Origin of the sequence: Haemophilus haemolyticus, assembly GCF_003351405.1 — a bacterium.
Lineage (GTDB): Bacteria > Pseudomonadota > Gammaproteobacteria > Enterobacterales > Pasteurellaceae > Haemophilus > Haemophilus haemolyticus_N.
On the sequence record NZ_CP031240.1, the window covers coordinates 1,204,175 to 1,229,446 of the forward strand.

Sequence of the window (25,272 nt, forward strand, 5' to 3'; positions counted from 1 at the left end):
CACGCATTAAAAAACGCGTGCTATTGTTAGAGAGTTAAATCAAAGGTGTTTCACTCTCCGCTTCACTTCTTCTTGTTTTCCCGCATTAAATGGGCGGGCATCAGGGCTGCCTAGATAGCCACATACGCGGCGAGTGACAGACACTTTTGTGCTATCGTGATTGCCACATTTCGGGCAAACAAAACCTTTGCTGGTACATTCAAACTCGCCAGTGAAACCACATTCATAACATTCGTCAATCGGTGTGTTTGTGCCGTAGTAAGGCACGCGATCGTAGCTATAATCCCACACATCTTCCAATGCTTTTAAGTTGTGTTGAATATTTGGATATTCACCGTAGCAAATAAAACCGCCGCTAGCGAGTGGGGGATATGCCATTTCAAAATCTAGTTTATCGTAAGGATTCACTTTCTTTTCTACATCTAAGTGGTAACTATTCGTGTAGTAGCCTTTATCCGTTACCCCTTCAATCACTCCAAATTTTTTGGTGTCTAGACGGCAGAAGCGGTCGCATAAGTTTTCACTTGGCGTGGAGTAAAGGCTGAAGGCATATCCTGTTTCTTTTTGCCAGCGTTTAACTGCCTCGCTAAGGTGGCGAACAATCGCAATGCCTTTTTCGCGTAATTGTTCATCATCAAAAATATGTCCTTTGTTATATAGCGCATTAATGGTTTCGTGAATACCGATATAGCCGAGCGAAATAGAGGCGCGTCCATTTTTGAAAATTTGTGCCACATTTTCATCCGTTTTTAACCGCACTCCGCATGCGCCTTCCATATAAATAATAGGAGCGACGCGAGCTTTGGTATTCTCAAGGCGGGCAATACGTGTCATTAATGCTTTTTTCGCAATAGCCAAACGTTCATCTAAAGTGCGGTAGAAATCTTCTTCGTTTTTAGACTCCAACGCAATACGCGGTAAATTCAAACTCACTACCCCCAGATTATTACGCCCATCGTGAATTTCGTGGCCGTTTTCTTCGTATGCACCTAAAAAGCTACGGCATCCCATTGGGGCTTTAAAAGAGCCCGTGACTTTGACAACCTGATCGTAATTGAGAATATCTGGATACATACGTTTTGATGCACATTCCAATGCGAGTTGTTTGATATCGTAATTTGGATCGCCTTGAGTTTGGTTCAAGCCTTTTTTAATGGTGAAAACAAGTTTTGGGAATACAGGCGTTTTATGATTTTTTCCTAGTCCACGAATACGATTTTTCAAAATAGCTTGCTGAATTAAGCGGGATTGCCAGCTTGTACCTAAACCAAAACCAAAGGTCACAAATGGTGTTTGTCCATTCGAAGTATGTAGTGTATTCACTTCATATTCTAAAGATTGGAAGGCATCGAAACATTCTTTTTCAATCAATGCTTTTGCATAGCCTTCAACATCAGGCACATTCCATTCTTGGGCATGTTTGAGGTGTTTTTCGTAACTGATTTGCACATAAGGGGAAAGCACTTCATCAATACGGTTAATGGTTGTGCCACCGTAAATATGGCTGGCGACTTGGGCGATAATTTGTGCTGTCACTGCCGTTGCGGTGCCGATAGATTTAGGGGGTTCGATTTCCGCATTGCCCATTTTGAAACCATGAGAAAGCATCCCTTCTAAATCAACTAACATACAGTTAAACATTGGGAAGAACGGCGCGTAATCTAAATCGTGATAATGAATTTCCCCTTTTTCGTGAGCCTCCACCACATCGCGTGGAAGAATATGGTGTTTGGCATAATGTTTGGCCATAATCCCGGCAAGCAAATCACGTTGTGTTGGAATCACTTTCGCGTCTTTATTGGCGTTTTCATTAAGTAATTCTACGTTGCTTTGTTCAATCAAACCTTCAATTTCTTTTGTTAGCTGACTACGTTTTTCTCGCGCTAAATCACGATCATGACGATATTCGATATACGCACGAGCAACCTCAGGATAACGACTTGCCATTAATTTATCTTCAACGATTTTTTGAATCTGATTAATATCAATCTCGCCTTGATGATGGGTGAAAATTTCATTGCCTACTTCTTGCCCAATTTGGTGGCAATAAAATTCATCGGAAATATTGACCGCACTTGCGGCTTTTTTAATGGCATTGATGATACGTTGAATCTCAAATTCCGCACGAGAACCATCGCGCTTGATGACCCCAAAGTTACTCATAATATAGCTCCAATATATAGTGTTTTTGAAATGCGGACTGCACTATATATAGATCTAAAAAGATAATCAACACACAATATGTAGTGTTTTTAGGCATTTTATTGCAAGAGAATTTTGTTAAAGATTGATTTTATTAAAAAAATATCAAATTAAGTTGTTGAGAACTTTTCTCAAATATTTTTTGATTTTGTGAGCGAGATCAAAGTTTTTATTTTTAAAACGGAAAGGGAGGGGAAACAATAAAATTAATCATATAATTTTTATTGATGGATATAAAAAACGGCCGAAAAATCGACCGCTCTTTTTTATCTTATGGCTTAAGCGGCCACCATTACCATCGCTGGGCGAATGACTCGACCATTTAAGGTGTAGCCTTTTTGCAATACTACGCTAATTTGATTGCTTTCAAAGCCTTCAGCAGGTTGCATTGAAATGGCTTGATGTAAGTCAGGATTAAATGTTTCTCCGACAACACCTACAGCTTCCACACCAAAACGACCAACGGTTGAAACTAATTCTTTTAAGGTCAGTTCTACGCCGTCAAATAAGGCTTTTACGCTTTCATCTTCTTTATTTGCTGGAGTAGCAAGGGCACGCTCTAGGTTATCGATAGTATTCAAAATGTCTTTTGAGAATTTTTCCAATGCGAATTTATGTGCTTTTTCTACGTCTTGTTCAGTTCGACGACGAAGGTTTTCAATTTCAGCACGAGAGCGAAGTAAAATATCCTGTTCTTTGTTTGCTGCTTCTTCTATTTGAGTTTTTAGCTGCTCTTCAAGTTCTTGCACTCGTGCAATTGCTTCTTCTAAAGGATCAAGTTCTTGAGAAGGCTCTGCTTGTTGTGTTTCTTCCACGACAGAGTCTTCTTGCTTTTCTACTTCTGGGGTTTCAATTTTTTGTTCTTGTTCTGACATTTTTTTCTCCGTAAATACAAAATTCGCCATAGTCGTTAGCTATAGTCTAACAAAAAACTATATAATGACGAAAATGTTAAATTCAAGTGCGGTTTATTTTATGAATAATTTATATCGTTCCTTTAAAACCATTGGGCTTGTAGGAAAACCTAGAAATGACATCAACCTACAAATGCACAAAAATTTGTTTCACTGGTTAACGGAACGCGGTTATCAAGTAATGATGGAAAAAGATGTTGCTGAAAAACTGGGGCTTCCTGCAGAAAATCTTGCAACACTTGATGAAATTGGTTGCCAAGCACAGTTGGTTATCGTGATTGGTGGTGATGGCAATATGTTGGGGCGTGCTCGCGTATTAGCAAAATATGATATTCCATTGATTGGTATCAACCGTGGTAATTTGGGATTTTTAACAGATATTGACCCGAAAAATGCCTATGCTCAACTTGAAGCTTGTTTAGAGCGTGGTGAATTCTTTGTGGAAGAACGTTTTTTATTAGAAGCAAAAATTGAGCGTGCAGGTGAAATTGTATCGACAGGTAATGCGGTGAATGAGGCGGTTATCCACCCTGCGAAAATTGCGCATATGATCGATTTTCATGTATATATCAATGATAAGTTTGCATTTTCCCAACGTTCTGATGGATTAATTGTTTCTACTCCAACAGGCTCTACGGCTTATTCTCTTTCCGCTGGTGGACCTATTTTGACACCGAACCTTAATGCCATTGCGCTAGTGCCAATGTTTCCGCATACATTAACTTCTCGTCCCCTTGTTATTGATGGTGATAGCAAAATATCGATTCGTTTTGCTGAGCATAATACCTCTCAATTGGAAGTGGGTTGTGATAGTCAAATAGCCTTACCTTTTACGCCTGATGACGTGGTTCATATTCAAAAAAGTGAGCATAAACTCAGATTGCTTCATCTAAAAAATTATAATTATTACAATGTATTAAGTACCAAATTAGGTTGGTTGAAATCATTTTAATTTTTATAAAAAAGCATAGTCGAAGTGTATCGTTAAAACACTGTAAAAAAATCCTTTACTGTAAATTAAATCAGTTGTAATATGATTAATATACAGTTAAAGGATTTTGCTATGCTTACTCAACTTACTATCAATAATTTTGCGATTGTTCGCCAGCTTGATATCGAATTGGCGAAAGGAATGTCTGTTATTACTGGGGAAACTGGTGCTGGAAAATCTATCGCCATTGATGCTTTAGGTTTATGTTTCGGACAGAGAGTGGAAACCTCAATGGTGCGTGAAGGACAAGAACGTGCAGAAATTTGTGCAACTTTCCAACTAGAATCGAAAAATCCTGCTTATCACTGGTTGAGTGAGCAAGAATTACAAGATCCAGATAATCCAACTGAATGTATTTTACGTCGCATAATTAATGCAGACGGACGTTCTAAGGCTTTTATTAATAGTACACCAGTATCCGCTTCCCAATTAAAAGAAATTGGTCAATATCTTGTTCATATTAATGGGCAGCACGCTTCCCAATTATTGCTAAAAAATGACTATCAGCTTCAGTTAGTTGATAATTTTTCCGCTCATCCTGAATTACTTGTGAAAATGCGTGAAGATTATCAGGCATGGAAAAATCTTCAAAATCAAGTTAAAACCTTTCAACAAAAAGTGGCAGAAAATGAAGCACGTAAACAACTTTTACAGTATCAAGTGGATGAGTTAGATGAGTTTAACCTTCGACCAAATGAATATTTGGAATTAGAAGATGAACAACGTCGTTTATCTAGCAGTGAACAGTTAACTCAACTTTCTCAATCAGCCCTGCAAATTTTAAGTGAAAATGACACGGTAAATATCGATAGCTTGCTTTATCGTGCGATACAATATATTGATGAATTAGCTGAACTTGATCCGCAATATGCTGAAGTGCAAAGTATGTTGAATGATGCGTTGATTCAAGTGCAAGAAGCAACCAGTGAAGTGCGAAATTTATCAAGTAATATCGAGCAAGATCCTCAACTTTTACAGGAAATCGAACAAAGAATTAGTCAGACTTTACAACTTGCTCGTAAACATCAAGTTAAACCTGAAGATCTTGTGGAACATCACAAAAAATTAAAAGCAGAATTAACCGCACTTTTAGATTTTTCTGAAAGTGAAGAGATGTTGATTGAGCAAGAAAAACTCGCATTTGAACAAATGCAAGCAACGGCTAAAGCATTAACTGCAAGTCGTCAGCAATCTACAGCTCGCTTAGCGCAGAATGTCACACAGTCGATAAAACAACTTGCAATGGAAAATGCTGAATTTTATGTAGAGTTGAATACGGATTTAGATAAAGTAGGATCAAACGGTGCGGATAATGTAATTTTTACTTTGCGTAGTAATTTAGGTCAACAACCTCAACCGTTAGCTAAAATTGCCTCTGGTGGTGAGCTTTCTCGTATTTCTTTAGCGATTCAAGTTTTAACTTCTGATCAATCGGCTATTCCAACGTTAATTTTCGATGAAGTGGACGTGGGCATTAGCGGAAAAACAGCCAGTGTTGTCGGAAAACTTTTACGTCAATTAAGTGAACGTTGCCAAGTATTATGCGTAACCCACTTGCCACAGGTTGCTTGTCATGGCCACCATCAGTTCAATGTAGAAAAATTTACTGTGGATAATAAAACCGAAACACAAATGACCGCACTTTCACAAGCTGAACGTGTACCAGCCTTGGCAAGACTCTTGGGCGGAAGTGAAATTACAGAATTAGCCTTAGCCAATGCACAGGAAATGTTAGATTTAGTTCATTAAAATGGGATTTAATTACTATTTTATCAACTAAATAGCTTATCCCAAAATGTTTGAATAAATGACCGCTCTTTGACAAATTCAGTTTCATCCACAACGGAGGATTTTCCTATCAAATTCAAATGGTGAATAGCATTGCGTAAATCGACATAACATTGTTTTAAGGTATCGCAGTCTGTTTGGCTAAGAATTTGAGCCTCTGCCATATCATCGAAAATACGTACGTTGTCTGACCATTTTGTTAGTTGTGGGTTTTGCGGAGCATTGGCAAGCATTAAATATTGAGCGATAAATTCAATGTCAGTGATACCTCCGCGATCTGTTTTAAGATTAAATTCACCATCTTTTGAATGGGATAAATGTGTGAACATTTTTTCTCGCATCTCCACAACATCTCGCTTTAATTGCTCAATATCTCGTGATGCAGAAAGTACTTGTTGGCGGATATGCTCAAATTTAGCTTTAAGAGATGATTCACCAAATACAGGGCGAGCACGCACAAGCGCTTGTTTTTCCCATGTCCAAGCTTCATTTAATTGATAATGGGAAAATGCAGAAAGAGAGCAGCCAATTAAGCCAGCATCGCCAGAAGGGCGAAGGCGCATATCTGCCTCATAAAGTACGCCAGCGGAAGTATTTATGCTAAAAATACTTACAATCTTTTGTGCCAAGCGTAGGTAAAATTGATTGCTATCAATCACTTTTTTGCCACCTATTGTTTGACTTTCTACGGCATCGTACAAAAATACGAGGTCTAAATCGGATTTATAACCGAGTTCAATACCACCCAGTTTTCCATAACCAATCACTAAAAATCCTTTTTCATCATTTTGTAAATGTTCAGGTACGCCAAATCTAGATGAAACTTGTTTCCAAGCTAGATTCACAACGACTTCAATAATCGCTTCGGCAAGATAGGTTAAATGATCGCTTACCTTCATCACCGGTAATGCCCCCAAAATATCTGCTGCGGCCACTTTTAATAGGGTTGCTTGTTTAAATTGACGTAAAGCATCAATAAGCTGCTCTTCATCATCTGGTGGTAAACGAAGCAAATATTGGTGTAACTCCGCAGGATATTGGGTAAATGGCAACGGATGGCGTAGCGCTTCTGTATTAAGCAATTCATCTAGTAAGATAGGGTGGCGAGCCAGTTGTTCTGAAATAAGTTGAGACTGTGCACAAAGCTCAATAACTTGCTGAAGTGCACGAGGATTTTCCAATAATAATTCTAAATAAGTCGTGCGACTCGAAATTTTTTCAATAATGTTCAGAATTCGGGGGAGCAAAGTGCGGTAATTTTCTTGTTCAAAAATGAGTGCAAGTACTATTGGCATTAAATGGCTCAAAACATCACGCCCACGGGAACCAATCACTCTGTGATTTAGGCTGTCTTTGAATTGAGCAAGCTTTTCTAAAACGTCATCAATATTATTTTCTGATACACCACTCTCTAATAATGTCTGTTCAATATCCTCAAAATCTGTTTCTAAAAAATCTTGCCATTGGCTATCAGTTTGTGAAGGCTCATCTTGCTCATCACCGATTAATTGAGTAAATACTGCCCGTACTTTTTCTTGTTTTAGTTGCAAAGTGCGGTAAAAATCGTCCCAATTTTCTATTGGATAATGTTTTTCAATGGTTTGATTATTTTCATTTAAACAGGTGAATGTTTTACATGTCTCGACTAAACGAATTTGATCTATTTCATCGGTTGGTAGTGTTTGAGTTTGTTGATCGTTAATTGCTTGTAGAATGTTTTCTACGCGGCGTAAAAAAATATAACTTTCACGTAAATCGTGGAATTGTTGCTCGGTAATTAATCCTAGTTTGGTAATTTCAGGCAAGATCTTTAATAGTGAATGTTGTTGCAGATTGATTTCTCGCCCGCCTCGAATGAGTTGAAAAACTTGCACGATAAATTCGACTTCACGAATCCCCCCTGCACCCAATTTAATATTATCTTTTAAACCACGACGGCGTATTTCTCGCTCAATTTTGCCTTTCATTTCGCGTAAAGATTGAATCACACTAAAGTCAATATAGCGACGATACACAAAGGGGCGTAACATTTTTTGCAATTTAGATACGTTGGGATCCTTTGTTTGTGCGCCCAATACTCGCCCTTTAATCATTGCATAGCGTTCCCAATCTCGACCTTGATCTTGATAATATTGTTCCATTGCCGCAAAGCTGAGAACAAGCGCACCGCTGTCACCAAATGGGCGCAAGCGCATATCGGTTCGATACACAAAACCATCAGAGGTAAATTCATCTAAGGCAGAAATAAGGCGTTGTCCTAAACGCGTAAAAAATTTTCCATTATCCACAGAACGTCGAGCATTCGTATTCTCAATGGACGTTTCCCCTTGTGATGGATAAGTGAAAATTAAATCAATATCCGAGGAAAAATTGAGTTCAAAGCCACCTAGTTTCCCCATTCCTAGGATATAAAGTTGTTGCGGATTACCTTGTTCATCGATTGGCGTACCCATTTCCGCACAGGCTTGATGATAAAGCCAATCTCGGGCAGCGATAATTAAACTTTCTGCAAGTTGTGAAAGCTGAACAAAAATTTCTTCTACAGTGGCAAGATTCAAACTTTGACAAAAACTTAATTTTGCCATTTCGGTGTTACGGAATTGGCGTAATATTTGATAGAGTGCCGTTTCGTCATGAACATTGGCTAACTCTTTATTCAAACGTTCAGTATAGGCAGAGCAATCTGCAAAACAGGGCGATTTTTCCCACCATGGTTTCACTAAGTGCGGGTATTTTTGCAAGACTTTTTCCACAAAGTCAGACATTGCCATAGCATAGCCTAATTGATACACAGGCAGTTCAGGATGATTTGAATTTTGTTGAATAGCTTCGTGAATTTCTTCTGGGGAAAGTTCTGGAAAAGATTGGCACAGGATTGTGCCAAGAGATTGTAATTTTTGTTCAATGAGGGCAGAAAGTGCGGTCATTTTTTCTAACCTTTTTGATAGGAATCTAAGTGATGTAATATGGTTTCTTTCGCTTGTTGAGGTTGTAAACTATCTAGCCATTGTATTGGCGTTTTCCAACCGCGTAGCCAAGTGAGCTGGCGTTTTGCAAGTTGGCGAGTTGCGCAAATACCACGGAAAATCATTTCCTCGTGATCGTAATCGCCTTGTAAATATTCCCACATTTGACGGTAGCCCACGCAGCGAATTGACGGTAGATTAATATTTAAATCACCACGCGCATAAAGTTTTTCCACTTCTGCTTGAAAGCCTAATTCAATCATTTTATGAAAGCGTTGTTCAATGCGCTCATGCAAAATATGACGATCTTGCGGCGCAATTGAAAATTGCACAAAATCATAAGGCAAGGCTTCGCCTTTTTCTTCCGTCAGTTCTGTGAGTGATTTTCCTGTGATGTAAAAAACTTCTAAAGCACGATTGATTCGTTGAGAATCACTTGGATTTATTCGGGCGGCAGAAATGGGATCGATTTTGGTGAGTTCTGTATGCAATGCTGCCCAACCTTGTTGAGCTGCTTTTTGTTCGATCTCTGCACGAATATTTTCATCAGCAGAAGGCAAGGGAGAAAGCCCTTCGATTAAGGCTTTATAATACAACATCGTGCCGCCCACTAATAATGGAATTTTGCCTTGTGCAGTAATATCCGCCATTTCGCGTAGTGCATCATCGCGGAAATTCATTGCGGAATAGCTTTCTGATGGATCTAAAATATCAATCAAACGGTGAGGCGCAAGGGCAAGTTCTTCTTTTGATGGTTTCGCTGTGCCAATATCCATTCCTTTATAAATGAGCGCTGAATCCACACTAATCACTTCGACTGGAAGTGAGCTTCGTAGTTGAATGGCTAAATCTGTTTTACCTGAGGCTGTTGGGCCCATTAAAAAAATTGCGGTTGGTTTCATGAAGAATCTAAATTTCGTCTAATAAAGGCTGCCAATTAACGGGTTTGAGTAATTGAGTGAATGCCGTGCGATTCGTTTGCGTGAGTAAACGTTCCGTCTCGCTTAATAAATTGAGTGCATCTGCTAAAGCATTAAAGGTTTTACATTCTAATTGTGCGCAAAGTGCGGTTAAAAATGGTGATGAATGTTCATCTCTAGTCAGCATTGCTATCACGCATTTTTGTAGATTTTGTGTGCGTAATACACTTGGCACTTTATTTAAGGTTAAGCGTAATTGTGCTTGATTTTCGATAAATTCAAAGCCGATTTTTTTGAAATCAGCCGAATGGTGTTGCCATGCTTGAAATTGTGATTCAGTTAAGCGGAACACGATGGGAATCAACAATGGCTGTTGTTCAATGTATATTTGTTTTAACGCTAGTTGCCATTGCAAGCGTTGTAATTTTTCCAATGAAAGCAAAAAGAAATCTTGGTTTTGTTGTAATAACAACGCGCGATTTTCAATAAGTGAAAGGGCGCGTAGATGTGATGAGCACTCAATTATTTCAGTTGAGATGATTTTAACTGTATCTGAAATATTTTGTTGTGCTGTATTCGATATATCCTTTTGCTCTGTAGGCGGTAATGTACGTAACAATTCACCATATAAACGTTGCTCAGTTTTACTCGGTACATCAGAACGGTAATCTCGATAACCAGTGCTTACATGATTTGGCAACACTGGTGTATTAGAAAAGTGCGGTAGATTTTGCTGTGATTTCTCATGATATTGTGGCGCAAAGATATTTTGCCCCGCAGCTGCACGATTAGGACGAATGCTATAATTCGGTTGGGGTTCACGCACCGTATTTTCTTCGGGATTTTCTACCGCACTTGGCTCTGTGTGCCAATTAAGTTGTTCTTGATTGTTTAGCGCATGACTGATGCCTTCGTAAATAAAATCATGAATGAGGCGTTGTTGGTGAAAGCGCACTTCATGTTTGGTTGGATGAACATTGACATCCACATCATGCGGGTTTAAGTCAATAAACAACACAAATGCAGGATAAGCATCGGTTGGTAAATATTGTGCATAGGCTTGTCGAATAGCATGGCTGATCACTTTATCTCTCACCATTCGACCATTAATATAGCAATAACTTAAATCATTTTGAGTTCGGCTAAAATTTGGTGTGGCTACCCAGCCCGATAAGTGTAAATCATCGTGTTTCCAATCAATTCGTAAGGCATTTTTGACAAAATCATCCCCGCAAATAGCGGCGATACGTTTTAGTTGCTGATTGAGCTCTTCAGCAGGACGATATTGACGGATAATTTTCCCATTATTCGTTAGCGTAAATGCCGTATTGAATTTTGTTAAAGCAATGCGGCGAATGACTTCATCAATATGCGCAAATTCTGTTTTATCTGTGCGCAAAAATTTTCGGCGGGCTGGTGTGTTGAAAAAAAGATTGGCAACTTCAACTGTTGTGCCGATAGGATGTGATGCGGGTTTGATTGTAGTTTCCATATCACGGCCTTGTGCATAAACTTGCCAAGCTTCAGTTTGCTCTGCTGTGCGAGAGGTGAGCGTTAAGCGTGATACCGAGCTGATACTTGCCAATGCTTCGCCTCTAAAACCCAAACTTAAAATGGCTTCTAGATCGTCAAGATCGGCTATTTTACTCGTAGCATGTCGGGCTAACGCCAGGCTTAATTCTTCTTTTGGAATACCACATCCATTGTCACGAATTCGGATTAAATTTGCTCCACCATTTTCGATATCGATTTGGATTTTATTTGCACCTGCATCAAGGCTATTTTCCACTAATTCTTTCACCACAGACGCAGGGCGTTCTACCACTTCACCGGCAGCAATTTGGTTAGCAAGTTGTGGGGAAAGAATTTTAATTGGCATTTATTTTTCTCTTAATTTAATTTTTTGTCCGCTCAGGGCTTTACCATCTTTTAATTTTGGATTCAGCTTTAAAATTTGGTTGACTGAAATATTGTATTCTCGCGATACAGCATAGATTGTCTGATCTTTTTGAATGACATGGTAAAGCGGAATTTCTTTTTTCTCATCAGATTTTTTAGTGGATGAGGTTTCCTCTTTTTTCGTTTTATTTGAGGATGTATTTTTATCCGTTTTATTTTCTGATTTTTCTACTTTTGCAATATTGGTTTTCTCAGTCGTTTTCTCCGCCTTTTTCACCGCACTTTCTTTATTTTTTGATGAATTTACTTTGTCATCTTGTGCTTTTTGAGTTTTGCCATTATCTGGAATTTTGATGGTTTCACCAATCCAAAGCGCTTCGCGTTTTAATTTATTTAACGCCACAATATCCGCTACTTTGACATCGTATTTATTCGCAAGGCTCCCTAAACTTTCCCCATTTTTGACTGTATGGCGAAGGCCGCTATCTTTTACGCTGTTCTCATTGGTATTTTTATCGGAAGTGCGGTCATTTTTTTCAGTATTTTTTGTATCACTTTGTTTGCTATTCTGAACAATATCATCGCTTATGAAAGATTTAGCTTTTCCGCCACGGAAAGCCACTAATCCTTCATAAATCATATAGGCGATACGACGGCGATAAGCAGGTGAGTTAAGTTTTTGTTCTTCATCAGAATTTGATAGAAAACCTGTCTCTACTAAAACGGAAGGAATATCGGGTGAACGTAAAACGCCAAGGCTTGCGTGTTGAGGAACACTGCGGCTTAAGGTCGTCACTTTTGAAAAATGGCTTAAAATATGCTTGCCAAGTTCATAACCTGTACGTTGGCTATGACCAAATTGTAAATCAAGCACAGTTTGATCTAGGTATTTATCGTTATTGTGTGAAAGCACTTTTCCTGCGCCACCGAGTAATTCGGAGCGTTTTTCATCGTCTTCTAACCATTGACCCATTTCATCATTGGCTCGACGGTTTGACAACACCCAGACTGATGCACCGCGACGTTCAGGTGATTCAGATGAATCCGCATGAATGGAAATGAGATAATTCGCTTTAAATTTACGTGCAATTTCTGAACGCTCAGGCACGGAAATATAGTAATCACCACTTCGTGTTAATACGCCACGAAAATTTGGATCTTTATCGAGTAAGGCTTTTAACTCTTTTGCAATCGAAAGGGTGACGTTTTTTTCATAAATGCCCAAGTTTCGGCTGATTGCACCTGGATCTTTTCCTCCATGACCTGGGTCAATCGCAATCGTAATTGGGGCTGCAAAAAGAGAGAAGCTAAACGTTGAGAAAAAAAGAAAAAATAAAATTTTAGTTTTCATAAATAAATTAATTAGAGAATGCTTTTATAATATTTTTACCTAAGTTTGTTTGTGCGATTAATTCAATATTCCGTGCATCATCGTAATAATCAATATTTACTAAAATATCCGCTTCCGGCAATATGCCTTGGCCTTTTTCAGACCATTCAATTAAGCAGATGCTATCCGTATTAAAATAATCTCTAATGCCCATAAATTCGAGCTCTTCAGGATCTGCTAAACGATATAAATCAAAATGATAAATCATTTTGCCTGCAATATTGTATTCTTCAACCAGCGTATAAGTTGGGCTTTTTACATTACCCTGATGGCCGATACCTTGCAGCATTCCGCGTGTCAGCGTTGTTTTTCCTGCCCCAAGATCACCGTTAAGATAAACCATAATTGCTTTTTCGGTATGCAATTTTAGAAGAATTTCCGCAAATTTTTTGCCGAAGCGGAGCATAGAAAATTCATCAGGGATATATTGAGTTAAGCTTTCCATAACGGGTCATGAATGAAGAAAAATGTGGGCAGATTCTACCGCACTTTTGAGGTTCATAAAAGTGCGGTGAAATTTCTAGGGATTTAATTTTATCATTTCATGGTCATCAAATTGCTTGACCAAATCTGCTAGTGGTTGAGTGTTAGGTAAGACCAAATCCGATGCGATTTCAAACAACGGCACAATGACAAACTCACGATTATGCATATCATAATGAGGAATTGTTAGGCGTTCGTTTTGAATGATTTCGTTGCCGTAAAGCAAAATATCCAAATCTAACGTACGCTCACCCCAGCGACGTAAACGTACTCGACCTTGCTCATTTTCAATGCGTTGCAATTCATCTAATAGTGCAAGCGGGCTAAGCTCTGTTTCAATTTTTGCAACGGCATTCACATAATCAGGTTGATCTTGTGGGCCGAGGGGTTTGCTTTTATAAAAAGAGCTCGTCGTTACCAAATGCGTGTTTAGTAACTGACTTATCGCGTTAAGCGCAGCATGTAATTGTTCTACTGGTGTGTTTAAATTGCTACCAAGGGCAATATATGCAGTAATCATATCTTCTCTTATTCTGCTGAGCGCGCAATTTTACGACGGCGTGGGCGGTAGTATTTTTTCTTTGGTTTAGGATGCAAGCGTTGTTGCTCGTGTACTAACTGTTCACGCTGTTCACCATTGCTGAATTGATATTCGTGCCACCATTTGGCCAATTCAATCGTTTCACCACCTTCAATTTCCGCACGCATCGCCAGTAAATCAAAGCCAGCACGGAATTTTGGATGTTCCATGGTGCGCATTGGTGCTGCTCCAGTACGTTTTAATAATTGCAGCTGTAAGAACCAAATATCACGAATGACCGCAGTATGACGACGTGGTGCAGCCAAAGCACGGCAGAATAAGTCTAAAACTTCATTGCCCGCCAAAGCATAAGCATCATGATTATTTAGACCGCCTTCATTTTTCAAGATTTCCACTTTTTCGCGTAATGGATACCAGAAAAATGCCGCAAATAAGAATGCAGGATTAATACGAAGTTTATCCGCAACACGTTCATCCGTAGAATTAAGAGCGGTGACGATCATGCGTTCTGCAAAGCTATCTTCTTTCTCTGTAAAATATGAGCTGAATGCAGGGAAAAGTTGTTCAAATAAACCATATTGGCGTAATAAACGATAGGTTTTTACCCCTTGTCCTGCTTGTAATAATTTTAAACTTTCATCAAATAAGCGAGCTGGCGGAATATTTTTTAGTAAAGGCGCAAGTTCACGAATTGGCTGTTCGCTCGGTTTTTCAAGGAACATATCAAGTTTTGCCATGAAACGAATTGAGCGTAGCATGCGCACAGGATCTTCTTGATAACGCGTAACTGGATCACCAATTAAGCGTAGCTTTCCTGCTTTGAGATCATGAATACCATCAAAATAATCACGTAAGGTATTGTCTTGAGGATTGTAATACAGCGCATTGACCGTAAAGTCTCGGCGTTCTGCATCTTGTTCGATTGTACCGTAAACATTATCGCGCAACAACATGCCTTCATTGCTCTGTTTCGCTTGATTTTCATTGCGAGCATCACTGTGATTGGCTCGGAAAGTGGCAACTTCAATAATATCTCGACCAAACATAATATGTGCTAATCGGAAACGGCGACCTACTAAACGACATTGGCGTTGAAAAATGTGTTGGATTTGCTCAGGACGGGCGTTTGTTGCAACATCAAAATCTTTTGCTTTTTTACCGAGCAATAAATCGCGGATACATCCACCGACGATATAAGCCTCGAAACCTTGACGTTGTAGTTTTTCCACTACGGTGAGTGCATTACGGCTAAAATCACGCGGTGAAATATCAAATTGAGCCGCTTTAATCACATTTTTATCGTAGCGGTGTGTTTGTTCTGATTTTTTTGCCCGCGCTTTTGGCATTTGACTATTAGAACGCTCAACTCGTTTAGAATGAGCACTTGTTTTGGCAACCTCTTTTGATTTTTTTGTCTTCTTGCCAAACAAATTTTTGATATAAGTAAGAATAATTTACTCCGTTTTTTTAGTTGGAAATAAATGACTTAGCTCTTTTTCTGTAAAGAAAAAGGCAAGGGGATTTTTCCGCATTTTTAAATGCAAAAAAGTGCGGCTAATTTTAACCGCACTTTTGTATTTTTCAATAGAATGAATTAACCAGCGACTTGTTTTTCGCGGATTTCAGCTAAAGTTTTGCAGTCAATGCAAAGATCTGCTGTTGGGCGTGCTTCTAAACGGCGAATGCCAATTTCTTCACCACAACAATCGCAGTAACCGAAATCATCGGTATCAAGTTTTTTCAAGGTTGCTTCAATTTTTTTCATTAGTTTACGTTCGCGATCGCGATTACGTAATTCTAGACTGAATTCCTCTTCCTGAGTTGCTCGGTCTGCGGGATCGGGGAAATTGGTCACTTCATCCTGCATATGTGCAACGGTGCGAGAAGCTTCTTCCACGATTTGCTCGTGCCAAGCATTAAGAATTTTTCTGAAATGAAGAATTTGATCTTCACTCATATATTCTTCATCTTTTTTCATTTGATAAGGCTTTACGCCTGCTAAATCTAGCAAGCTCAACGATGCTTTTGACATCTCTCACTCCTAATACATACAGAATTTAAGCGTGAACTTCACGACTTCCTGTCTTGTTATTTTAGTTTGTTCCTGATAGCACTTTTAGGAACCCAATTTTTGAGGGCGCTATAAATATCAGAAGTTGTTTTTTTTAGCAAGTAAATTTTCCTGAAACATTTATTTTTGCGATATAGATCGCGGAAACGTCAGCAACCTTTTGCACATTGAGATGAATCTATTTTAGGCTTAGAACGATAAGCCTAAAATTGCGATAAAAATGAAATTAAACTTAATAACTTTGGTTATCTTGTTGATTGTTGCGGATTTAACGTTGTTATTTCTACCGCAGTCATTGCTATTGCCTTGGCAAGTTGCTTTCGTTATTGCGCTTACTTTGATTTTTCTTTTTATTTTTTTGCGTAGAAATTTCTTAGTTTTTCTTGCTTTTTTTGTTGTTTCTCTCGGTTGTACACATCATTCAGCACTCAGCTTGTTACAACAAGCACAAAGTATTACCGCTCAAAAACAAGTGGTGACTTTTGAGATTCAAGAAATTTTGCACCAACAGGATTATCAAACTATTATCGCCACAGCAACATTGGCGGATAACTTACGAGAGCAACGAATTTTTTTAAATTGGAAGGCAAAAGAAGTGCCTCAATTATCGGAAATTTGGCAAGCGGAAATTTCCTTACAGCCACTTTCTGCGCGATTAAATTTTGGTGGATTTGATCGGCAACAATGGTATTTTTCAAAGGGGATTACGGCTGTCGGAACCGTAAAAAGTGCGGTAAAAATTGCTGATTTTTCATCATTGCGAGCAGAAAAATTGCAACAAGTAAAGAAGCAAACGGAAGGGTTATCACTGCAAGGTTTATTAATTGCATTAGCTTTTGGTGAGCGGGCTTGGTTAGATAAAACTACTTGGTCAATTTACCAACAAACCAATACCGCACATCTTATTGCTATTTCTGGCTTACATATTGGGTTGTCTATGGGAGTTGGATTTTACTTGGCGCGTGTTGTGCAAGTATTTTTCCCCACCCGTTTTATTCATCCTTATTTTCCTTTAGTTTTTGGTGTTTTATTTGCTTTAATTTATGCGTATTTGGCTGGTTTTAGCGTGCCAACTTTCCGTGCGATTTCAGCACTTGTTTTCGTTTTCTTCGTTCAAATAATGAGGCGACATTATTCGCCTCTTCAGCTTTTTACGCTGGTTGTCGGATTCTTGCTTTTATGCGATCCATTAATGCCGCTTTCGGTCAGTTTTTGGCTTTCTTGTGGAGCCGTTGCTTGTTTGATCCTATGGTATCGTTATGTGCCTTTTTCTCTTTTTCAATGGAAAAATCGATCCTTTTTCCAAAAAGTGCGGTGGATTTTAAGTTTATTTCATTTGCAATTTGGGTTATTGCTCTTTTTTACGCCTTTGCAGCTTTTTTTATTTAATGGCTTATCGTTGAGTGGATTTTTAGCCAATCTTATTGCCGTACCACTTTATAGTTTTTTCCTCGTACCCTTGATTTTATTTGCTGTTTTTACTAATGGAGCTTGTTTTTCTTGGCAACTTGCAAACAAACTAGCGGAAGGAATCACTTGGTTAATTTCTGTTTTTCAAGGAAATTGGTTTAATGTTTCATTTAATTTAGCGCTGGTTTTAACCGCACTTTGTGCAGGAATTTTTATGCTAATTATTTGGAGTGTTTACCGAGAACCCGAGATTTCATCATCAACCAAACAAATAAAACGAGCAAGATTTTTTACATTAAATCTCAGTAAACCTTTGCTAAAAAATGATCGAATCAACGCTCTGCGATGTTCTTTTGGCATTATGTCGCTGTGTTTTATGATTTTGTTGTTCAAGCAACTAAGCAAGCCAATTTGGCAGGTAGATACTTTAGATGTGGGGCAGGGCTTAGCTACTTTAATTGTAAAAAATGGTAAAGGGATTCTCTATGATACAGGCCCTGCATGGCAAGGGGGAAATATGGCTGAATTAGAAATTTTGCCTTATTTGCAAAGAGAAGGGATTACTTTGGAAAAGTTGATTTTGAGCCACGATGATAACGATCATGCAGGTGGTGCTTCGACAATTTTAAAGGCGTATCCCAATGTGGAATTTATTACCCCTTCACGAAAAAATTATGGGGAAAATTACCGCACTTTTTGTACTGCTGGACGTGATTGGGATTGGCAAGGGCTACATTTTCAAATACTTTCACCACATTCTATTGTGGAGCGAGCAGATAATGCCCATTCTTGTGTGATTTTAGTTGATGATGGAAAGCATAGCGTTTTGCTAACTGGCGATGCTGAAGTAAAAAATGAGCAAATTTTTGCCCGCACTTTAGGAAAAATTGATGTGTTACAAGTAGGGCATCACGGGAGTAAAACATCGACAAGTGAATATTTACTTTCTCAGGTGCGACCAGATGTAGCGATTATTTCTAGTGGGCGTTGGAACCCGTGGAAATTCCCTCATTATTCGGTTATGGAAAGGCTACATCGTTATAAAAGTGCGGTAGAGAATACCGCAATTTCAGGGCAAGTAAGGGTAAATTTCTTTAAAGAACGATTAGAAATCCAACAAGCACGCACAGAATTTTCCCCTTGGTATGCGCGTGTAATTGGATTCTCGAGCGAATAAAAGGTACAATGCGCGCAATTTTTACCATTAGATAGCGATTATGCAAGAGCAAAAATTACAAGAAAATGATTTTTCAACCTTACAAACGTTTAAGCGTTTATGGCCAACAATTAAACCTTTTAAAGCGGGGCTTGTTGTTTCGGGTATTGCATTAGTTTTGAATGCGTTGGCTGATTCAGGTTTGATTTATTTGTTAAAACCGTTGTTGGACGATGGTTTTGGCAAGGCAAACCATTCATTTTTGAAAATTATGGCTTTTGTCGTCGTTGGGATGATTATTTTACGTGGTATTACCAACTTTATTTCTAATTATTGTTTGGCGTGGGTATCAGGCAAAGTTGTCATGACAATGCGTCGCCGCTTGTTTAAACATTTGATGTTTATGCCAATGAGTTTCTTTGACAGAAATTCAACAGGTAAATTACTTTCTCGTATTACTTATGATTCTGAGATGATTGCAAGTTCTTCTTCAGGATCCTTGATTACTATTGTGCGAGAAGGGGCATATATTATTTCGCTATTGGCCGTAATGTTTTATACAAGCTGGGAATTAACCCTTGTTTTATTTGTTATCGGGCCAATTATTGCGGTACTGATCACTATCGTTTCAAAAATTTTCCGTAAGTTGAGTAAGAATTTACAAGATTCAATGGGTGAATTGACAGCGACTACCGAGCAAATGTTGAAAGGACATAAAGTCGTGCTTTCGTTTGGTGGTCAGTATGTAGAGGAAGAGCGTTTTAATAAAGTTAGTAACAATATGCGTCGTAAAGGTATGAAAATGGTCACCGCAGACTCCATTTCCGATCCTGTGGTGCAGATTATTGCTTCTCTTGCTTTGGCGGCAGTATTGTTTTTAGCGACGACTCCGTTGATTGCGGAAGATAACCTAAGTGCGGGTTCTTTTACGGTGGTTTTCTCATCTATGTTGGCGATGATGCGCCCATTAAAATCTTTAACCAACGTAAACTCTCAATTCCAACGAGGAATGGCAGCGTGTCAAACGCTATTTGCCATTTTAGATTTAGAACCAGAAAAAGATAATGGGACTTACCAAGCTGAACCAGCGAAAGGTGCGTTAGAATTTAAAAATGTGAGTTTTGCATATCAGGGAAAAGAGGAACTTGCATTAAATAATATTTCTTTTAGCGTTCCAGCTGGAAAAACCGTAGCTCTAGTGGGGCGTTCTGGATCGGGTAAATCAACCATTGCTAATTTAGTGACGCGCTTTTATGATATTGAGCAAGGTGAAATTTTACTGGATGGCGTAAATATCCAAGATTATCGTTTATCTAATTTACGCGAAAACTGCGCTGTGGTTTCTCAACAAGTCCATTTATTTAACGATACCATTGCGAATAATATTGCTTATGCGGCGCAGGATAAGTATTCTCGCGAAGAAATTATTACGGCAGCAAAAGCGGCTTATGCTTTAGAGTTTATCGAAAAATTACCACAAGGCTTTGATACGGTAATTGGTGAAAACGGTGCTAGCCTCTCTGGTGGCCAACGTCAACGTTTAGCGATTGCTCGTGCTTTATTGCGTAATTCTCCAGTATTAATTTTAGATGAAGCCACATCTGCACTAGATACAGAGTCAGAACGAGCAATTCAATCTGCATTAGATGAATTGAAGAAAGATCGAACTGTTATCGTAATCGCTCATCGTTTATCAACCATTGAAAATGCGGATGAAATTCTTGTGATTGATCATGGTGAAATTCGTGAGCGTGGCAGTCATAAAACATTGCTTGAACAAAATGGCGCCTATAAACAATTACACAGTATGCAGTTTAGTGGCTAATTTATTGATTATCGAAAACGCGAGTTGAAAAACTCGCGTTATTTTATCCGCACTTATTAGAAAGGATTTTCTATGCCCTTCTGGTATTCCAACTCCAAACTTATTTGGCTCTTATCGCCTTTTTCTTTATTGTTTTGGTTGATTAGCCAAATTCGTCGCGCCTTATTCTCTTTGGGGCTCAAGCCTTCTTATCGCGCACCGAAACCAGTGATAATTGTGGGAAATTTGTCTGTTGGTGGAAATGGCAAAACGCCCGTGGTTGTTTGGCTTGTGGAAGAATTAAAAAAACGAGGTTTAAGCGTAGGTGTTATTTCTCGTGGTTACGGCAGTAAATCTAAAACGTATCCATTATTTGTCACTGAAAATACGAATCCAATTGAAGGTGGCGATGAGCCAGTATTGATCGCGAAACGTACCAATGCGCCAGTAGTGATTTCCCCGAATCGCCTGCAAGCGATTGAATTACTCTTAGGCCAAGCAGAGTGCGATGTTATTATTTCTGACGATGGTTTACAGCATTATAAATTAAAGCGTGATTTGGAAATTGTTGTAATGGACGCTGAGCGCACATTGGGAAATGGTTTTGTATTGCCAGCAGGCCCATTGCGTGAATTACCAAGTCGATTAAAATCCGTAGATTTTGTGATCACTAATGGTGGAAAAAATCAGTATTCAGATGCGGTTATGCGTCTCGTGCCTCATTTTGCGATTAATTTAAAAACCAATGAAAAACGCCAATTAAAGGAATTTCAATCAGGTGTTGCCATTGCAGGGATTGGCAATCCACAGCGTTTTTTTACTATGTTAGAAAAGTTAGGGATTCAATTACAGCAAACTCAGGGATTTCAAGATCATCAACATTTTGAAGCATTTCAATTAGAAAAACTTTCTGAAAATCAACCGCTCTTTATGACGGAAAAAGATGCCGTAAAATGCCAATCTTTTGCTAAAGATAATTGGTGGTATGTCCCTGTCGATGCGGAGATTATTGAGGCTGAAAAACAAAGTGAAAATTTACTGCTCTTTTGGGCAAAAATAGACAAACTTGTTGAGCAATACAGAAATGTTTGAAAAGATTAATCATCAGTTGCTTGAAGTGATCGCTTGCCCTCGTTGTTTAGCACGATTGCAATATGAGCAAGAAAATCAACGATTAATTTGTTGTTATGAACAGATTGCTTATCCTATTAAAAATGGTATGCCAGTGTTGCCTGCCGATAAATCTGAAATATTAAAGAATAAGGAATAAATTATGTCATTTACCGTGATTATCCCCGCTCGTTTTGCATCAAGTCGTTTGCCTGGAAAACCTCTTGCTGATATTGCAGGCAAGCCAATGATTCAATATGTATTTGAGAAAGCACTGAAGTCCGGGGCAAGCCGAGTGATTATTGCCACCGATAATGAAAATGTTGCTGATGTTGCCAAACGTTTTGGCGCGGAAGTGTGCATGACTTCGGTTCATCATAATTCTGGTACAGAGCGTTTAGCAGAAGTTGTTGAAAAATTAGCGATTCCTGACAATGAAATCATTGTCAATATTCAAGGTGATGAGCCGTTGATTCCACCTGTTATCGTGCGACAAGTGGCAGATAATCTAGCAAAATTTGATGTAAATATGGCAAGCCTTGCGGTAAAAATTCATGATCCTGAGGAATTATTCAATCCAAATGCAGTGAAAGTGTTAACAGATAAATATGGATATGTACTGTATTTTTCCCGTTCGGTTATTCCTTACGATCGTGATCAGTTTATGAATTTACAGGATGTTCAGAAAGTACAGCTTGCGGACGCTTACTTACGTCATATTGGCATTTACGCATATCGTGCGGGGTTCATAAAACAATATGTGCAATGGGAACCGACTCAACTTGAAAATCTAGAAAAACTTGAGCAGCTTCGCGTGTTATATAATGGCGAACGCATTCATGTTGAACTTGCGAAAGAAGTGCCTGCTGTGGGAGTGGATACCGCTGAAGATTTGGAAAAAGTGCGGGCAATTTTAGCGGCGAATTAAAATGTTTGATGCTAAAAAGTTCTTAGCGGATGTCTCTCACGAACCTGGTGTTTATCGTATGTATGACGATAAAGATCAGGTTATTTACGTTGGGAAAGCAAAGGATCTAAAAAAACGTCTTTCAAGCTATTTTCGTAAAAATCTGAGCAGTAAAAAAACAGAAGCGTTGGTGGCGTCAATTCATCATATTGACACCACGCTAACTTCATCTGAAACGGAAGCTTTACTGCTAGAGCATAATTTCATCAAGCTTTATCAGCCTCGCTATAACGTATTATTGCGTGATGATAAATCCTATCCATTTATTTTATTAACCAAAGAACGTCATCCAAGAATCACTTCCTATCGTGGGTCTAAAAAATTTGCGGGTGAATATTTCGGACCTTATCCTCATGCAGGGGCAGTGCGTGAAACTTTGTCGCTTTTGCAAAAACTTTTTCCTGTTCGCCAATGTGAAAATTCCGTTTATTCCAACCGCTCTCGTCCTTGTTTGCAGTATCAAATTGGGCGTTGTTCCGCACCTTGTGTACAGGGATATGTTTCTGATGAAGAATATAATCAGCAAGTTGAATTAGCTCGCTTATTTTTGCAAGGCAAAGATCAGCAGGTGTTAGATTATTTAATCGGAAAAATGGAGCAGGCAAGCAGAAATCTAGATTTTGAACAGGCTGCTCGTTATCGCGATCAAATTCAGGCGGTACGTTCAGTTATAGAAAAACAATTTGTATCCAATGAGCGTTTAGATGACATGGATATTATGTCTATCGCTTACCAACATGGTTTAGCTTGTGTACAAGTGATGTTTATTCGTCAAGGAAAAGTGCTAGGCAATCGCAGTTACTTCCCAAAAGTACCGGCCAATACGGATTTATCGGAGCTTACCGAAACTTTTGTGGGGCAATTTTATTTACAAGGTCATCAAGGACGAAGTATCCCGAATAGCATTATTGTCGATCGTCAATTAGCTGAAAAATCAGAGCTTGAGCAACTTCTTACGGATCAAGCGGGCAGAAAAGTGACGATTCAAGAAAGCGTAAAAGGCGATAAGAGTAAATACTTACAGCTCGCACAAGTTAATGCTAAAGCGGCTTTAAATGTACAACTTAAACAATCTTCACGAATGTCAGAGCGTTACCAAGCGTTGTGTGAACTGTTAAATCTTCCTGAAATTAAGCGTATGGAATGTTTCGATATAAGCCACACGATGGGAAATCAAACGGTAGCATCTTGTGTTGTCTTTAATCAAGAAGGTCCACTAAAATCTGATTATCGTCGTTTTAATATTGAAGGCATTACTGGCGGGGATGATTATGCTGCGATGGAACAAGCGTTGCAGAAACGTTATGAGCGAGATTTAGAAGAAGATAAAATTCCCGATATTATTTTTATTGATGGTGGAAAAGGGCAATTAAATCGTGCATTGAATGTGTTCCAACATCTTCAAGTAAAATGGGATAAAAATAGACCGCACTTAATTGGCGTAGCAAAAGGTGTGGATCGTCGAGCAGGGCAGGAAGTACTGATCATCAGCAAACAAGACCGCGAAATTCATTTGCCTGATGATAGTTTGGCATTGCATTTGATTCAACACATCCGTGATGAAAGCCATAATCACGCAATAAGCGGACACCGTAAAAAACGTCAAAAAGCCTTTACACAAAGTGGTTTAGAAACCATTGAAGGTGTGGGCGCTAAACGTCGTCAGGCTTTACTGAAATATCTTGGTGGTTTGCAAGGTGTAAAAAAGGCGACCTTAGATGAAATATCTTCTGTACCTGGAATTTCCCTTAAACTTGCCGAAACGATTTTTGAAACGCTCAAAAACGATTAATCAAGTATCTCTTAAATGTAAATAACGATTGCTTTTCATCATAAAGCCATTATGATCCGCACTTTCGGATTTATTTAACTTTATTATAGGAAAAATTATGTTTGAATGGATTACTGATCCTGAAGCGTGGATATCACTTGCGACACTTGCTGCGTTGGAGATTGTTTTAGGGGTCGATAATATTATTTTTATTAGTATCCTAGTTGGGCGTTTACCTGAAAGCCAACGCCAGTCTGGTCGTATTGTTGGACTTGGTTTAGCAATGCTGACAAGAATTTTACTTTTAATGTCACTGGCGTGGATGATGAAGCTTACTGCACCGTTATTTACTGTGTTTAATCAAGAAATTTCTGGGCGTGATTTGATTTTATTAATCGGTGGTTTATTCCTGATTGTAAAAAGTTCAGGCGAAATTAAAGAAGCAATCAATCATCAAGACCATCATGAATCGGAAAGAAAAAATAAAGTGAGTTATCTTGGCGTATTAATTCAAATTGCAGTGCTAGATATTGTATTTTCTTTAGATTCCGTGATTACAGCAGTAGGTATGGCAAGCCACCTTCCGGTTATGATTTTGGCGATTATTATTGCCGTTGGCGTGATGATGTTTGCGGCAAAACCAATCGGCGATTTTGTGGATACACACCCAACGTTGAAAATTCTAGCTTTAGCTTTCTTGGTTTTAGTGGGAATTAGTTTAATTGCAGAAAGTTTGGATATTCACATCCCGAAAGGTTACATCTATTTTGCAATGGGATTCTCTGTTGTGGTCGAAATGATAAATATTAGAATGAGAAAACGGATGAAATAGAAGATTAAAAATAATTTAAGGGCTGAGTTCTGTTATTTGAGGAATTTGGCCCTTTTA

General features: G+C 38.7%; 19 protein-coding genes. 9 read left to right on the forward strand and 10 right to left on the reverse strand.

Annotation, left to right across the window (positions count from 1 at the left end; translation table 11 throughout):
* Positions 1 to 39: 39 nt before the first annotated feature.
* Entirely contained in the window at positions 40 to 2,163 is a 2,124-nt protein-coding gene (nrdD, locus tag DV427_RS06100) for an anaerobic ribonucleoside-triphosphate reductase (protein WP_114891657.1), read from the reverse strand.
* A gap of 317 nt (positions 2,164 to 2,480) precedes the next feature.
* The gene (gene grpE / locus DV427_RS06105) at positions 2,481 to 3,077 is read right to left on the reverse strand and encodes a nucleotide exchange factor GrpE (RefSeq protein WP_162790273.1); all 597 of its coding nucleotides are present in this window, start codon (positions 3,075 to 3,077) and stop codon (positions 2,481 to 2,483) included.
* Positions 3,078 to 3,177: 100 nt separating this feature from the next.
* Between grpE and DV427_RS06110 the strand changes: the two genes are divergently transcribed.
* Positions 3,178 to 4,068, forward strand: coding sequence for an NAD(+) kinase (locus DV427_RS06110; RefSeq protein ID WP_032825633.1), 891 nt, complete (start codon positions 3,178 to 3,180; stop codon positions 4,066 to 4,068).
* Between the two features lie 111 nt (positions 4,069 to 4,179).
* Positions 4,180 to 5,856: a DNA repair protein RecN gene (recN, locus tag DV427_RS06115; protein ID WP_114891659.1), complete on the forward strand. Its 1,677-nt coding sequence runs from the start codon at positions 4,180 to 4,182 to the stop codon at positions 5,854 to 5,856.
* A gap of 23 nt (positions 5,857 to 5,879) precedes the next feature.
* Here recN and glnE read toward each other — a convergent pair whose 3' ends face one another.
* From glnE to dksA, 8 genes are all read right to left on the reverse strand, one after another.
* Positions 5,880 to 8,822 (reverse strand): bifunctional [glutamate--ammonia ligase]-adenylyl-L-tyrosine phosphorylase/[glutamate--ammonia-ligase] adenylyltransferase, encoded by a 2,943-nt coding sequence (gene glnE, locus DV427_RS06120; protein ID WP_114891660.1) that lies wholly within the window; start codon positions 8,820 to 8,822, stop codon positions 5,880 to 5,882.
* 5 nt (positions 8,823 to 8,827) lie between these two features.
* Positions 8,828 to 9,763 carry a tRNA (adenosine(37)-N6)-dimethylallyltransferase MiaA gene (gene miaA / locus DV427_RS06125; protein ID WP_114891661.1) on the reverse strand — a complete coding sequence of 312 codons (936 nt, stop codon included), beginning with the start codon at positions 9,761 to 9,763 and terminating at the stop codon, positions 8,828 to 8,830.
* Positions 9,764 to 9,770: 7 nt separating this feature from the next.
* Positions 9,771 to 11,660 (reverse strand): DNA mismatch repair endonuclease MutL, encoded by a 1,890-nt coding sequence (mutL, locus tag DV427_RS06130; RefSeq protein ID WP_114891662.1) that lies wholly within the window; start codon positions 11,658 to 11,660, stop codon positions 9,771 to 9,773.
* Positions 11,661 to 13,031, reverse strand: a complete 1,371-nt coding sequence (locus DV427_RS06135) for an N-acetylmuramoyl-L-alanine amidase (protein WP_114891663.1) — start codon at positions 13,029 to 13,031, stop codon at positions 11,661 to 11,663.
* Positions 13,032 to 13,038: 7 nt separating this feature from the next.
* Complete coding sequence (tsaE, locus tag DV427_RS06140) at positions 13,039 to 13,515, reverse strand: tRNA (adenosine(37)-N6)-threonylcarbamoyltransferase complex ATPase subunit type 1 TsaE (protein WP_005635434.1); 477 nt, start codon at positions 13,513 to 13,515, stop codon at positions 13,039 to 13,041.
* A gap of 75 nt (positions 13,516 to 13,590) precedes the next feature.
* Positions 13,591 to 14,073 carry a 2-amino-4-hydroxy-6-hydroxymethyldihydropteridine diphosphokinase gene (folK, locus tag DV427_RS06145; protein WP_114891664.1) on the reverse strand — a complete coding sequence of 161 codons (483 nt, stop codon included), beginning with the start codon at positions 14,071 to 14,073 and terminating at the stop codon, positions 13,591 to 13,593.
* Between the two features lie 8 nt (positions 14,074 to 14,081).
* A complete protein-coding gene (gene pcnB / locus DV427_RS06150; RefSeq protein ID WP_420920537.1) occupies positions 14,082 to 15,524 on the reverse strand; it encodes a polynucleotide adenylyltransferase PcnB in 1,443 nt (480 codons plus the stop codon).
* Between the two features lie 164 nt (positions 15,525 to 15,688).
* Positions 15,689 to 16,126: an RNA polymerase-binding protein DksA gene (dksA, locus tag DV427_RS06155; RefSeq protein ID WP_005627987.1), complete on the reverse strand. Its 438-nt coding sequence runs from the start codon at positions 16,124 to 16,126 to the stop codon at positions 15,689 to 15,691.
* A gap of 259 nt (positions 16,127 to 16,385) precedes the next feature.
* On the opposite strand from dksA, the gene DV427_RS06160 reads away from it, so the two are divergent.
* From DV427_RS06160 to DV427_RS06190, 7 genes are all read left to right on the forward strand, one after another.
* Positions 16,386 to 18,752 (forward strand): DNA internalization-related competence protein ComEC/Rec2, encoded by a 2,367-nt coding sequence (locus DV427_RS06160; protein WP_114891665.1) that lies wholly within the window; start codon positions 16,386 to 16,388, stop codon positions 18,750 to 18,752.
* A 40-nt stretch (positions 18,753 to 18,792) separates the two neighbouring features.
* Complete coding sequence (gene msbA / locus DV427_RS06165; RefSeq protein WP_114891666.1) at positions 18,793 to 20,556, forward strand: lipid A ABC transporter ATP-binding protein/permease MsbA; 1,764 nt, start codon at positions 18,793 to 18,795, stop codon at positions 20,554 to 20,556.
* Positions 20,557 to 20,628: 72 nt separating this feature from the next.
* On the forward strand, positions 20,629 to 21,627 hold the full coding sequence (gene lpxK, locus DV427_RS06170) for a tetraacyldisaccharide 4'-kinase (RefSeq protein ID WP_114891667.1): 999 nt from the start codon (positions 20,629 to 20,631) through the stop codon (positions 21,625 to 21,627).
* Positions 21,620 to 21,805 carry a Trm112 family protein gene (locus tag DV427_RS06175; RefSeq protein ID WP_114891668.1) on the forward strand — a complete coding sequence of 62 codons (186 nt, stop codon included), beginning with the start codon at positions 21,620 to 21,622 and terminating at the stop codon, positions 21,803 to 21,805. Before lpxK ends, DV427_RS06175 begins: the two co-directional genes overlap by 8 nt.
* A 3-nt stretch (positions 21,806 to 21,808) precedes the next feature.
* Positions 21,809 to 22,573 (forward strand): 3-deoxy-manno-octulosonate cytidylyltransferase, encoded by a 765-nt coding sequence (gene kdsB / locus DV427_RS06180; protein ID WP_114891669.1) that lies wholly within the window; start codon positions 21,809 to 21,811, stop codon positions 22,571 to 22,573.
* Position 22,574: 1 nt separating this feature from the next.
* On the forward strand, positions 22,575 to 24,404 hold the full coding sequence (gene uvrC / locus DV427_RS06185; protein ID WP_114891670.1) for an excinuclease ABC subunit UvrC: 1,830 nt from the start codon (positions 22,575 to 22,577) through the stop codon (positions 24,402 to 24,404).
* Positions 24,405 to 24,501: 97 nt separating this feature from the next.
* Positions 24,502 to 25,215: a TerC family protein gene (locus DV427_RS06190; protein ID WP_114891671.1), complete on the forward strand. Its 714-nt coding sequence runs from the start codon at positions 24,502 to 24,504 to the stop codon at positions 25,213 to 25,215.
* Positions 25,216 to 25,272: the final 57 nt, after the last annotated feature.